At 65.9% G+C, this 12,694-nt stretch carries 10 protein-coding genes and 1 pseudogene; 6 read left to right on the plus strand and 5 right to left on the minus strand.

Features of this window, described 5'->3' with window-relative positions:
• Positions 1-108: 108 nt before the first annotated feature.
• A complete protein-coding gene (locus tag CI41S_RS30080) occupies positions 109-3,357 on the minus strand; it encodes a cadherin-like domain-containing protein (protein WP_139862823.1) in 3,249 nt (1,082 codons plus the stop codon).
• Between the two features lie 109 nt (positions 3,358-3,466).
• Here CI41S_RS30080 and CI41S_RS30085 point away from each other — a divergent pair, with 109 nt between their 5' ends.
• Positions 3,467-4,414, plus strand: coding sequence for a LysR substrate-binding domain-containing protein (locus CI41S_RS30085; protein WP_210242722.1), 948 nt, complete (start codon positions 3,467-3,469; stop codon positions 4,412-4,414).
• Positions 4,415-4,677: 263 nt separating this feature from the next.
• On the opposite strand, the gene CI41S_RS30090 is transcribed toward CI41S_RS30085, so the two are convergent.
• The 4 genes from CI41S_RS30090 to CI41S_RS30105 form a co-directional block, all read right to left on the minus strand.
• Positions 4,678-5,604, minus strand: a complete 927-nt coding sequence (locus CI41S_RS30090) for an AEC family transporter (RefSeq protein WP_139862824.1) — start codon at positions 5,602-5,604, stop codon at positions 4,678-4,680.
• A gap of 2 nt (positions 5,605-5,606) precedes the next feature.
• Entirely contained in the window at positions 5,607-6,089 is a 483-nt protein-coding gene (ruvX, locus tag CI41S_RS30095; RefSeq protein ID WP_139862825.1) for a Holliday junction resolvase RuvX, read from the minus strand.
• 193 nt (positions 6,090-6,282) lie between these two features.
• Complete coding sequence (locus tag CI41S_RS30100; protein WP_139862826.1) at positions 6,283-7,218, minus strand: cyclase family protein; 936 nt, start codon at positions 7,216-7,218, stop codon at positions 6,283-6,285.
• 176 nt (positions 7,219-7,394) lie between these two features.
• Positions 7,395-8,285, minus strand: a complete 891-nt coding sequence (locus CI41S_RS30105; protein ID WP_139862827.1) for a LysR family transcriptional regulator — start codon at positions 8,283-8,285, stop codon at positions 7,395-7,397.
• A gap of 95 nt (positions 8,286-8,380) precedes the next feature.
• On the opposite strand from CI41S_RS30105, the pseudogene CI41S_RS30110 reads away from it, so the two are divergent.
• The 5 genes and pseudogenes from CI41S_RS30110 to gatA form a co-directional block, all read left to right on the plus strand.
• A pseudogene (locus CI41S_RS30110) lies at positions 8,381-9,394 on the plus strand (NAD(P)H-dependent flavin oxidoreductase); the annotation flags it as partial.
• Between the two features lie 128 nt (positions 9,395-9,522).
• Positions 9,523-10,599, plus strand: coding sequence for an NAD(P)H-dependent flavin oxidoreductase (locus CI41S_RS30115; RefSeq protein WP_139862829.1), 1,077 nt, complete (start codon positions 9,523-9,525; stop codon positions 10,597-10,599).
• 84 nt (positions 10,600-10,683) lie between these two features.
• The gene (gene gatC, locus CI41S_RS30120) at positions 10,684-10,971 is read left to right on the plus strand and encodes an Asp-tRNA(Asn)/Glu-tRNA(Gln) amidotransferase subunit GatC (protein WP_139484236.1); all 288 of its coding nucleotides are present in this window, start codon (positions 10,684-10,686) and stop codon (positions 10,969-10,971) included.
• Between the two features lie 24 nt (positions 10,972-10,995).
• Positions 10,996-11,223 carry a hypothetical protein gene (locus CI41S_RS30125; RefSeq protein WP_139862830.1) on the plus strand — a complete coding sequence of 76 codons (228 nt, stop codon included), beginning with the start codon at positions 10,996-10,998 and terminating at the stop codon, positions 11,221-11,223.
• Positions 11,220-12,692 (plus strand): Asp-tRNA(Asn)/Glu-tRNA(Gln) amidotransferase subunit GatA, encoded by a 1,473-nt coding sequence (gene gatA / locus CI41S_RS30130; RefSeq protein WP_139862831.1) that lies wholly within the window; start codon positions 11,220-11,222, stop codon positions 12,690-12,692. Before CI41S_RS30125 ends, gatA begins: the two co-directional genes overlap by 4 nt.
• Positions 12,693-12,694: the final 2 nt, after the last annotated feature.

Below are 12,694 nucleotides of genomic sequence, written 5' to 3' on the forward strand. Positions count from 1 at the left end.
CCCAGCATCGCCGTGAGACCAGAGCGAACGTGATAATCTTTCGATCGCACGTGACGAGCTGCGCGAGCGGCGGCGCGTTGCCGCCCGCCGCGCATCCAAGCCAGACCCTCAGATCAGCAAGAAGCTGTTTGCGCTGAGCTGGCTCAGGCTGAAATTGTCCACGACGATGTTGTTGGCCGCATTGTGCGGATCGCTGATCACGACGTTGCCGTGCCCGTCATTGACGGCGTAGTGCGCAAGGATGTCGGCGACGCTGCCGAACGTGGATGCCTGCAACACAATGGTGTCCGGCTTGCCGAAATCCCTGATTTCGTTGTGACCAAAATTGTCCTGGAATACGAACTGGTCTGGACCGTTGGCGCCGGCCAGCCGATCGTTGGGACCGCCCAGTAAGACATCGGCGCCGTTTCCGCCTGCCAGGATCTGGTGACCGAGTGTTCCGTCGAGGATGTCCTGGCCATTGCCGGCCGACATCGTCTGGCCTGGCGCGCCTGCCAAATAAGTCTGGCCGTGCGCAAAGGTGGTGACCGTCAAGCTCGCTGTTGCGGCGCCGCCCTGAGCGTCGGTCACCGTGTATGTGAACTTGTCCTGAGCAAAGCCTTGTGCCGGGGTACGAGCGTTTGCGTCCGATTGATAAGTGTAATGTCCGTCGGAGGACAAAGTCAGCGACCCATACTTGCCATGCAGTTGTTGGCCGACAGTGCCACCGTTCAATGCCGCCACCGCGACGGCGTCGCCATCCGGATCGGAATCGTTGGCGAGCACGTTTCCGGAGATCAAGCCTCCCTTTCCGACACCGGCAATTTCGGCATTCGCAATCGGAGCGCGGTTGATCGTGATATCGAGTGCGGCGCTGTCGGTGCTGTTGCCGTCGCTGGCCGTATAGTTGAAGCTGTCGTGCAGGTGGATGCCGGTCGGTGCCGAGGCGAGGGCCGCGCTGTTGTCGGCCGCGTAGCCGTAGTGGCCGTCGGAAAACAGTGACAGATGGCCGTAGGTGCCCGCCGTCGCGACGCCGACATTGCCGGCGAGTCCATTGACGGCGCTCACGACAAGGGCGTCGCCCTCTGGATCGGTATCGTTGCCGAGAACGCCGGGCGCAGCGATCGTCGTGCCGGCAGCTTGCGCATGGCCAACATCGTTCACCGCCACCGGTGCGTCGTTGTAGGTTCCGTTGAGGGTGATCGCGATGTCGCGCTGGGCGAGGCCGCCATTGGCGTCGGCAATCGTGACCTGAAAGTGCTGGACGCGGGTTTCGCCGGGGGCGAGGAACGCAACGGCTGCGTTGTCGACGGTGAATTGCCAGTCGACCGAACCGCCGGTGCCGTCGCCGGTGGTATCGGTGTGCAACGAGGCCGTGAATGTTCCGACCGCGCCCGGCGTCAGCGGGGTGACCGCGACGGTGTGAGTGTCGGCGATATCCGAATCCGAGAAGCCGAATGATCCGGCGGTCGCGAGCAGGCCGGTAACACCGCCTTGTAACTCGGTGACCTGTCCGGGGGCGGTCCAATGTGCAGCGAGCGAGAAGCCGAGCGTCGCCGCCGCGACGCCTTGCAGCGCTGCGGCCACCTCCGGTGTGATGCCGAGATCGGCGGCGGCGTGCTCGGCGGCGCCGAGCGAGCGGGGATCGAGGCCCGTCAGCGTGCCGAACAGCGTGAGCGCGCTGAGATAGGAGCCGTACTTGGAGGCATGCAGATTGTCGTCCCACCACAGGTCGACCTTGCCATCGGCGCCGGCATCGGGCGCGTAGGGATTGCGGATCGCGGTGCCGTTCTGAACCGCGGCCAGGAAGGCCGCGCCGACCGGAGCCACGCCTGCGAAGATCGGATTGGCCGCGGCAAGGCCCTCATAGGCGGCGCGCAGATCCGCGGTCATCGCCTCGAGCGAGACGTAATACTCGGGCGCCGTCGTCGTCGTGTTGGTGACGGCCCCGGTCTGGTCGTTGGTGTTGGCGACGATTGCGCCCGTCACCATGTTCGGCCGCGCCCAGGTCTCGTACAAATAGACGTCGGTTGCGGCATTGGCGTGCGGGTTGGCCGGAACGGTGCCGTCGGCCGCGCCTGTCGTCGCGTACTGCGCAAGCTTCACGGTGTAGGTGTTGAAGGACGCAAGGTTCGGATCGGCGGCGCCTGCCGTCGCGAAGCTGTTTGCGCCGGTGACGGTGAAGTCGTTTCCCGGCAGCGTCGCCGTTCCCGACACGCTGAATTTGACGGTCAGGGGTGCAGCGTTCGAGCCGGTCCGCGTAAACTGGTAGACCAGATTGCCGGAGCCATCCTCGAAAACCGCTGAAGCGGCCAGGCTGAGCGAGATGTTCGGCAGCGAGGTATCGGTGCCGGGCGCGAAGTCGTCGTTCAGGATGGTGGCGGAGATTGCGCCCTGCGTACCGACATTGTAGGCGGCGTTGGCGCTGAGCGTCAGGCGGATCGATTCATCGGCCTCTACAGTGGTGTCCGGCTTCGGATCGAGCGTAAGGGTCGCGCTGCTGGCGCCCGCCGGAATCACGACCGAGCCGGAGTTGCTCGTGAAGCTCATGCTGCCGGTGGTCTGCTGGCCGTTGGCCTGGAAGCTGGTCGTAAACAGGTTGACGAAGTTCTCGAAGTCGCCGGTCGAGGTGTTGACCGAGGGCGCCGTGCTGCCGTCACGGGCCGCGCCGAATTGAATGGTGAGCGGTGTATCGGTCGGTCCGGTGCGCGTGAAGGTGTAGACCAGCTTCTGTGCGCCGTCCTCCAGCACCGCGCTCGGAGAGGCGACAAGCGTGACCGTCGGCAGCGCGGGATTGACGACCGGGCCGCTCGGATCGTCGTTCAGGATGGTTCCGGTGACGACGCCCGCGCTTGTCCGATAAGACGGGTCGGCGGTGAGCTGGAGGCCGATCGTCTCGTCGGTTTCGATCTTGGTGTCGGCTGTCGGATGGATGACCAGCGTCGCGGTCGAGGACCCTGCGGCGAAGGTGATGGAGCCGGACCCCGAGGGCAGGGCCTGGGTGCTGTTGTCCTGCAGCACCACGACGTCCCACGGCTGGCTCGCGACGTTGCCGCGCAGGTCCCAACCGGCGGGATTGCTGTTGAGGTACTGGCCCTGCAGCGTCGCGGCATTGCGGGCCGAGATGGCGACGTCGAGCTGCAGGCCTGACTGCTCGGCGAACGCCTCGAAGATGCCGGGAACGCCACCCCAGGGATGCGGCTCGTAGGGATTGGACCCGGTCGTGTTCGCGAATGTGGTGCCGGGCACCGGCGCAGTCAGATCCCGTACGTTGTCGGTATTGTAGCTCATCACCGGATCGACGCGGCCGAACGTGAAGCTGTTGCCCACGAAGAGAATTGAGCCGCCGGAATCGAGCTGGATCGAGCTGTCAGTCATGATGTTCCTTCCCTAACGCCACGAATTGAAAATCGGGCGGAATCTTTCTCGTTGGACCGGGCCAACAAAAACGACGCCTGTCGTGATGTCAAATATATGAAATTGCGGTATGCCATATCCTATGGATATGGAGCTTCGACATTTGCGCTACTTCCTGGCGGTGGCCGAGGCCGGGCATCTGACCCGCGCCGCCACCCGGCTCAACATCCAGCAGCCGCCGCTCAGTCAGCAGATCAAGGCGCTGGAGAACCATCTCGGCATGGTGCTGTTTCGCCGCCATGCCAAGGGCATGGCGCTGACCGAGAGCGGCGAGCTCTTCCTCGAAGAGGCCCGGCGCATCCTCGACGGCGTTGCCGTCATGGAGCAGCGCATGGCACGGGTTGCCAAGGGCGTGCGCGGCCGTCTCGCGATTGCCTTCACGACCTCGGCTGCCGCCCACTTGTTGACGCCGCGCGTGCTGCGGCTATTCCGCGGCCGCTATCCCGAGATCGAGCTCTCGCTGTCCGAGAACAACGCCGGCGAGATCACCGAACGAATTGCCTCGGGCGAGCTGCATTGCGGTTTTCTGCGCGTGCCGGTCGCACGGCCGCCCGGCCTGGTGTTCCGGACCTTGCTGAGAGAGCCGGTGCTGGTGGCGGCCCCGCTCGACCACCGCTTGGCGCAGAAGCCGCGCGCCGGCAAGAATGCCGCCGTCGCGCTCAAGGATTTCCACGGCGAAAATCTGATCCTGGTGCGACGCGCCGGAGCGCCCGGGCTCTATGCCAACCTGCTGGCGCTGTGCGCGGAACGGGGCATCTACCCGAACGTCGTGGCCGAAGTCGAACGCATGATGACAAATCTCAATCTGGTGGCCGCGGGTGCAGGGATCTCCGTCGTACCGGCTTCGATGCAGCAGGTGCACGCGAAGACGGTGGCCTATCGCCCGCTCGCCAACGGCGTTCGCCTGCATGCGCCGCTGACGCTGGTGTATCGCGCCGCCGATCACACCGCCGCGACGGCCTTTTTCGTGGAGCTGGTGACGACAACCACCGCCGGCAGCGGCAGCGCGCGTTCGTGAGGAACATTCTACCGCTTGCGGGCAGGGCTATCGCAGATGACTATCCGCCGCGCCCGATAGCTCGTCATGCCGGGCATTGGGCGAGGTGCGTCCGCACGGTTTCGGAATAATAAAAGAGTACCCCTGACTTGCCCGACGTGTCAAGTCGCCTGTCGAACGCCGGCAGCCGCCGGCTACTTTGCATGGGGTTGTTTTTCGGGATTATGCCGGGAGGGGTGCCGCGCGGCTGTCGCAAGGCTGAATCGGGCTGACTTCATCGCGCGTCAGGGGCCAACCGCGGCAATCGCGATCGGCATCGTGATCGCGGCCAAAATCGTCTGCAGCGTGATGATCTGGGCGAGCAGCGGCGCGTCGCCGCCCATCTGGCGCGCCAGCACATAGGCCGAGGGAGAGGTCGGCACCGCGGCGCAGGCCGCGACGATGGCGAGGTTCGAGCCGGTGACGCCGAACCACACCGCGAGCCCGACCGTGAGCACGGGCATCGCGACCAGCTTGAGGGCCAGCGCCACGCTGGCGGCGAGGCTGGGGCGGAAGATGCCTTTCAACTGCAATCCGGCACCGGTCACGAGCAGGCCGATCGCCAGCGACGAGCCGCCGAGCGCATCCGCGACGTCATGCCAGAGTTTTGGCAACGGGATGTGCATCACGTTGATGGCGAGCCCGATGACGCAGGCCCAGATCAGCGGGTTCTTCACGACCGTCATCACGATCGCGCCCGCCGACCGCTTCTCGGATGAGGCATACTTCGCCAGCACGGCGACACTGAACACGTTGACCAGCGGGATGATCGCGACCATCGCGACGGAGGCCAGCGCAAGCCCGACCTTGCCGTAGAGATTGCCCGACACCGACAGCGCGACATAGGTCTGCCAGCGCGTCGCGCCCTGGAAGATCGAGGTGAAGGCCGGGCCGTCGACCCCGGCGCCGGCGAGCGGGGCCCGCAAGGCAAGGCACAGCAGCGACATCACCAGCGCCGCGAGCAGCAGCGCGCCGCCGACGCCGGCGATCGGCACCGCCGTCAGATCCGCCTTCACCAGGGTCTGCACCAGCAGCACCGGGAACAGCACGTAATAGGTGAGCTGCTCCAGCCCGTGCCATTGCGTATCGAGCCGCATCAGCGTCTGCCGCAGCACGACACCGAGTACGATCAGCAGAAACACCGGCAGCAGCGCCCCGATCACCACCGCCATCGTCAGCGGTCCCCGCGCAGCTTCGCCAGCCGGTCCAGCGCGCCCTGCAGGATGAAGATCGCGGCGTGCTCGTCGATCACCTCGGCGCGCTTGGCGCGGCTGACGTCCATCCCGATCAGCTCGCGCTCGACCGCCGCGGTCGAGAGCCGCTCGTCCCACAGGGCGATCGCGAGCGGAGTGAGGCCGGCGAGGTTGCGAGCGAAGGCCCGGGTCGATTGCGCCCGCGGGCCCTCGCTGCCGTCCATGTTGATCGGCAGCCCCAGCACGAAGCCGACCACGTTGCGCTCGGCGGCAATGGCGAGCAGCCGCGCCGCGTCGGCCTTGAACTGCTTGCGCTGGATGGTCTCGACGCCGGTCGCGAGCCGCCGGTCCGGATCGGAGACGGCGACGCCGATGGTCTTGGTGCCGAGATCGAGGCCGACCAGCGCGCCGCGCTCGGGCCAGTGCGGCGCGGCTTCGATCAGGGGGAGAATGGGGGCGGGCATGACTCAGCGCTTAGCATGCGCCATGGCGAGCGCGCAAAGCTCTTGCTTCACCTCTCCCCGGCGGGGAGAGGTCGATTTGCGTAGCAAATCGGGTGAGGGGGCTCGGCACTATCGAGGGACCGTAACCCCTCACCCGCGCCTTCGGCGCGACCTCTCCCGACGGGAGAGGTGGCACCGTCATTCGCGGCGAGATCTACCGGATCGCGATCGGGTTGATCATGCTCTGCACGCCGCCACGCCAGCGCGGCTGGCCGAGCACGAACAGGAACTCGTAGCCCTTGTCCTTGGCGAGCTCGGCGGTGTCCATGTTCTCGAGGATGTAGGTGCCGTTCATCGCGAGCAGGATCTGGTGGACCTCGAACACGGTCTTGCCCTCGAACGGCAGCACCTCCAGCGCCCAGGTATCGGCGCCGATGGCGACGACGCCCTTGCTCGTCAGGTACTTTGCGCCTTCGACGCCGAGCCCGGGCTCGCCGGCCGAATAGCGCTTGTCGTCCTTGCCGATCAGGCTGAGCCAGCCGGTGTGGAAGATCACGACGTCGCCTTGGCGGATCTCGACGCCCTGTTTCTTGGCGACCTCGTCGATCTCCTTGACGTTGAACGCGGTGCCTTCCTTGACGATGTCGGTGTTGTAATAGGCCGCCATGTCGAGCAGCACGCCGCGGGTTACCATCGGCGGCACCTTCTCGATGCCGAGCTTCTTCAGGCCGGTGGGATCGGCGAAATCGGCGAGCTTGTTGCCGTTGTAGTAGACGTGCGCGACCCCGAGATGGCCGAGGCCGTCGAGCTGGCTGCCGATGCCGACCCAGGTGTCGATGATATCGTCATTGTAGGTGGCCTTGTTCGGACCGAGTCCATCGATGCCGGCCTGTCCGGGCTGCACGATCGTGATCTTGAAGCTGCGCGGCGGGTAGGCCGGGGTCTTGGTGTCGACGGGAATGCCGAGCGCGTAAGTCTTGCCGGTCTTCACCAGCGACGCCGCCTTCACCACGAGGTCGGGCGTCATGTAGTTGGCGGCACCGATCTCGTCGTCCGGTCCCCATTTCGATTTGGTCCAATCCTGAGCGCCGGCAGCTCCTGGCGTCCCCAACAAGGCAATCGAGCAGCACAAGACGAATGCTTTCCGCATCGCAGTTCCTCCCAGAGTTTGACGTTTTGGTTATGGGCTAGCGTCTCATACTAACGTAGTAGAATGACACGCTTCAAAAGATTTCCGGGAAGGCTGCGCTTAAATCCGTGGCAAGCCCGCATTCGCAATTGCGATATTGCGGGATTCACTTGTTGCAGGGGCAGGCCGGGCCGCGATCACGCGGCAGCGGAGGCTTCCTGCTGGTCGAGGCAGGCCAAGAATCCCTGCAGCGCGCTGTACTGATGCGCGGTGCGGCGCTGAATGAACAGCGTCTCGACATGCGCGTGCGGCGCCTTCAGCTTGTGGATGTTGACGTCGCGATGAACGTGATCGCGTTCGACCACCGCACGCGGCAGCATGGTCACGCCCATGTCGGCGGCGACGCAGCCGATCATGCCGTCGAGCGTGCCGAACTCGAAGCGCACTGCCGAGGGCCAACCGAACTCGGTGAACACCTGCTCGAGGCGCTGCCGGTAGGTACAGCCGGTGCGGAACACCAGCGCGGTCGGGCCGGACTCCGGTGTGCCGGCGCGCAACGCAGCGAGCGAGGTCCAGCGCTGTGCGGTGACGAGCACCAGTTCCTCGGTGAATGCGACCGTCGCGGCGAGCTCGGCATGCTCGATCGGGCCGGCGACAAACGCGCCGTCGAGCGAACCGTCGAGTACGGCGGCGACCAGATCGGCGGTCGTCGCGGTGCGCAGCGTCAGCCGCACGGCGGGATAGCGGCGGTGGAATTCGGCCAGCAGCGTTGGCAGCCGCACCGCCGCCGTCGTCTCCATCGAGCCGATCGACAGCGGACCCTTCGGCTCGCCATCGTCGCGCGCAGCGAGCACGGCCTCGCGCGACAGCGCCGCCATCCGCTGCGCGTAAGGCAGCAGGCGGCGGCCGGCGCCGGTCAAGGTCATGCCGCGGCTGTGGCGCTCGAACAGCGCGGTGCCGATCTCCGCCTCCAGCGCCTTGATGCGCTGGGTGACGTTGGACTGCACGGTGTTGAGCTCTTCGGCGGCGCGGGTGATGCCGCCGAGCCGGGCGACGGTGGAAAAGGTGAGGAGGTCGGTCATTTCCATCTGAATGCACCGTTTCATTTCAGAGATGGTAGCGTTCTCTAGTATTCATTTTCCGAGAATGTTAGGCCCGCTTACGCTTCGAGTCCAGAACAGGGAGCAAACGCATGCCGATCAATACCGAATTGACGGCGCGGCTGGGCATCCAGCATCCGATCCTGCTGGCGCCGATGGACACGATCTCGGGCAGCCGGCTGGTCCGGGCCGTCAGCGAGGCCGGCGGCTTCGGGATTCTGGGTGGCGGCTACGGCGACAGGACACGGCTCGAGACCGAGACCGCGAAGCTGAAGGGTTTTGCAAAACCGTTCGGCATCGGCTTCATCACCTGGAGCCTGGCCAAGCAGCCCGAATTGCTCGACATCGCGCTTCAAGCGCGGCCGCACGCCGTGATGCTGTCATTCGGCGATCCCGCGCCGTTCGCGCCCAGGATCAAGGCGGCGGGTGCGCTGCTGATCTGCCAGGTGCAGAGCGAGGAACTGGCAAAACAGGCGCTCGATTGCGGCGCCGACATTTTGATCGCGCAGGGCACGGAAGCAGGCGGTCACGGTGCATCGCGCACCACGATCGACATCGTGCCCGCGATCATCGATCTCGCGGCCGGCCGGGTGCCGGTCGTCGCCGCCGGCGGCCTCGCGGATGGACGCGGCCTTGCGGCGATGCTGATGCTCGGCGCATCCGGCGTGCTGATGGGAACGCGGTTCTATGCCAGCGTCGAGGCCGACGCCGCCGAGCAAGCGAAGCAGCTGATCCGCGCGGCGCGGAGCGGGGAGACGGTGCGCGGCGTGGTGTTCGACTGGTCGCGCAAGCTGATGTGGCCGGCGCCGTTCACCGCACGCTCGCTCGTCAACGATCATTTGCGGCGCTGGAGCGGCCGCGAGATCGAGCTGATGCAGCGCGCGGACGAAATCGCGGTGGAATATGCTGCCGCGAAAGCCGCCGGAAACTTTGACGTCGCGGCGGTGTTCGCCGGCGAGTCCGCAGGCCTGATCCATGATATTGCTCCGGCGGCCGAGATCGTCGGCCGCATCGTCGCCGAGGCGGAGCAGAGCCTGCTCGGACGGCGTAACTTCTTCCCTTCTCCCCTTGTGGGAGAAGGTGGCTCGCATCGATAGATGCGAGCCGGATGAGGGGTCTTTCTCCGCGGAGACAGCCCCTCACCCGGTTTCGATGCTTCCGCATCGAAACCACCCTCTCCCACAAGGGGAGAGGGTAGTTCTGAGCAAGCCTGGAGAGACACACCATGTGGCCTGACCGTCGTTTGATCGATCGCTTCAACATCGAATTTCCGATCGTGCTGGCGCCGATGGCGGGCGCGATCGATGCCGAGATGGCGATTGCCGTGGCTGAGGGCGGCGGCCTCGCGTCGCTGCCATGCGCGATGCTGTCGGCGGAGAAGGCGCGCGAGCAGGTCAACATCGTTCGGCAGCGGGTGACCGCGCCGGTCAACCTGAACTTCTTCTGTCACAAGGCGGTCGACGCCGACCCGGCGCGCGAGGCGACATGGCGGCAGCGGCTGGCGCCTTACTATCGTGAACACGGCCTCGACCCGAACGCGCCGGTCAATGCCGCCAACCGCGCGCCGTTCGATGAGGCGTTCTGCGGTGTGGTTGAGGAGCTGAAGCCCGAAGTGGTCAGCTTCCATTTCGGCCTGCCGGAGCCAAAACTGCTGCAGCGGGTGAAGGCCACCGGCGCCATCGTGCTGTCGTCGGCGACCACCGTGAAGGAGGCGATCTGGCTGGAGGAGAACGGCGCTGATGTCATCATCGCGCAGGGGGCGGAGGCCGGCGGTCATCGCGGCATGTTCCTGACCGAAAACATCGCCGAGCAACCCGGCACCTTCGCGCTGGTGCCGCAGGTGGTCGATGCGGTGAAGGTGCCGGTGATCGCGGCCGGCGGCATCGCCGACGGGCGCGGGATTGCCGCGGCGTTCGCGCTCGGCGCCGCCGGCGTGCAGATCGGCACCGCCTATCTGCGCTGTCCGGAATCCAAGGTGAGCGCGGCCGCCCGCGTCGCGCTGGCGCAGGCCAGCGACGAATCCACCGTCATCACCAATGTGATGACTGGGCGCCCGGCGCGCGGCGTCGCCAACCGCGTGATGCGCGAGGTCGGCCCGATTTCGCCGGATGCCCCGGCGTTCCCGCATGCCGCAACCGGCCTCGGCCCGCTGAAGGCAGCTGCCGAAAAACAGGGCAGGGTCGATTTCACCAACCTCTGGGCCGGGCAAGCGGTGCGGATGGGCAAGGAAATGCCCGCCGCCGAGCTGACCCGGGCGCTGGCGGGTGCCGCCTTGGCGCGGATGAGCCAGCTGGCGGGCTGAAACGGCGGTTTCGACCGCGGTTGCGGCGCAAAACCGGCCTCTGCTATACGGCAGGCTGACCTTTCAGCCCCGAGGCCATATATAATGTCCGTAGACGCCACGACCGTCCGCCGCATCGCGCATCTGGCGCGGATTGCGGTCAGCGACGCCGAAGTTCCCCATCTCCAGGGGGAACTGAACGCGATCCTGGCCTTTGTCGAGCAGCTGTCGGAAGTGAACGTCGAGGGCGTCGAGCCGATGACCTCGGTGACGCCGATGGAGATGAAGAAGCGCGCCGACCTGGTCAATGACGGCGAGATCGTCGACGCCATCGTCCGGAATGCGCCCGACACCACCGATCACTTCTTCCTGGTGCCGAAGGTGGTCGAGTAACCCTTATCTGGGAACGTCAGTCCGATGTGTCTGCTCTGCGACGACGAGAAGGCCTACAAGGCCTATATGGACTTCCTCGATGCGATGGAGCGCAAGGGCAAGGTTGCCGATCCCAATGAGGCGATCGATGCCGTGCTCGACCAGCTCGAAGCACTCGACGCAGCACGCGCCAAAGAAAACAAGGCACGGCTGGACGATCCTGCCAACGACAAGACCCTGTCTCCCTTCTTCTGCAGCCCGATCAATAAATGACTGATTTGACATCGCTGACGATCGCCGAGGCCCGCGCGGGCCTCGCGAGCAAGTCCTTCACCGCGCGCGAGCTGACCGACGCGCATCTCGCCGCCATCGAAGCCGCGCGCGTGCTCAATGCCTATGTGCTGGAGACGCCGGAGCGCGCCCGCGAGATGGCGAAAGCCGTCGATGAGAAGATCGCCAAGGGCGAGGGCGGGCCGCTGGCCGGCATCCCGCTCGGCATCAAGGATCTGTTCGCGACCCGCGATATCAGGACCACGGCGTGCTCGAAAATCCTCAGCAATTTCATTCCGCCTTACGAGTCGACCATCACCTCGCAGCTGTGGCGCGACGGCGCGGTGCTGCTCGGCAAGCTCAACAACGACGAATTCGCGATGGGCTCGTCGAACGAGACCTCGTGCTTCGGCCCCGTCACCAACCCGTGGCGCCGCGAGGGCTCGAACACCACGCTGGTGCCCGGCGGCTCGTCCGGCGGCTCGGCGTCGGCGGTGGCCGCTTCGCTCTGCATGGGCGCGACCGCGACCGACACCGGCGGCTCGATCCGCCAGCCGGCGGCGTTCACCGCGACCGTCGGCATCAAGCCGACCTATGGCCGCTGCTCGCGCTGGGGCATCGTGGCGTTCGCGTCCTCGCTCGACCAGGCCGGCCCGATCGCGCGCAGCGTGCGCGATGCCGCGATCCTGATGTGCTCGATGGCGGGGCACGATCCGAAGGACACCACCTCGGTCGATATCGCCGTGCCGGATTACGAGGCCGCGGTCGGCAAGTCCGTGAGGGGCATGAAGATCGGCATTCCCAAGGAGTATCGCCTCGACGGCATGCCGGCCGAGATCGAAAAGCTCTGGAGCGAGGGCGCCGCGTGGCTGAAAGCGGCGGGCGCCGAGCTGGTCGAGGTGTCGCTGCCGCACACCAAATACGCGCTGCCGGCCTACTACATCGTCGCACCCGCGGAAGCCTCGTCGAACCTCGCGCGCTATGACGGCGTGCGCTACGGGCTGCGCGAGGGCGCCAAGAACATCATCGAGATGTACGAGAACACCCGCGCCGAAGGCTTTGGCGCCGAGGTGCGCCGCCGCGTGCTGATCGGCACCTATGTGCTGTCGGCCGGCTATTACGATGCCTATTATCTGCGCGCGCAGAAGGTGCGCACGCTGATCAAGAAGGATTTTGAGGACTGTTTTGCCAAGGGCGTGAACGCCATCCTGACCCCGGCGACGCCGTCGGCGGCGTTCGGCATCGGCGAGAAGGGCGCCGATCCGGTCGAGATGTATCTCAACGACATCTTCACGGTGACGGTGAACATGGCGGGGCTGCCCGGTATTGCCGTTCCCGCCGGCAAGGACGCACAGGGCCTGCCGCTCGGCCTGCAGCTGATCGGCCGCGCCTTCGACGAGGAGACGCTGTTCTCGCTGGGCGAGGTGATCGAGCAGGCCGCCGGCCGCTTCACGCCGCAAAAATGGTGGTGAGC

It is taken from the genome of Bradyrhizobium ivorense (assembly GCF_900696085.1).
GTDB classification, from domain to species: domain Bacteria; phylum Pseudomonadota; class Alphaproteobacteria; order Rhizobiales; family Xanthobacteraceae; genus Bradyrhizobium; species Bradyrhizobium ivorense.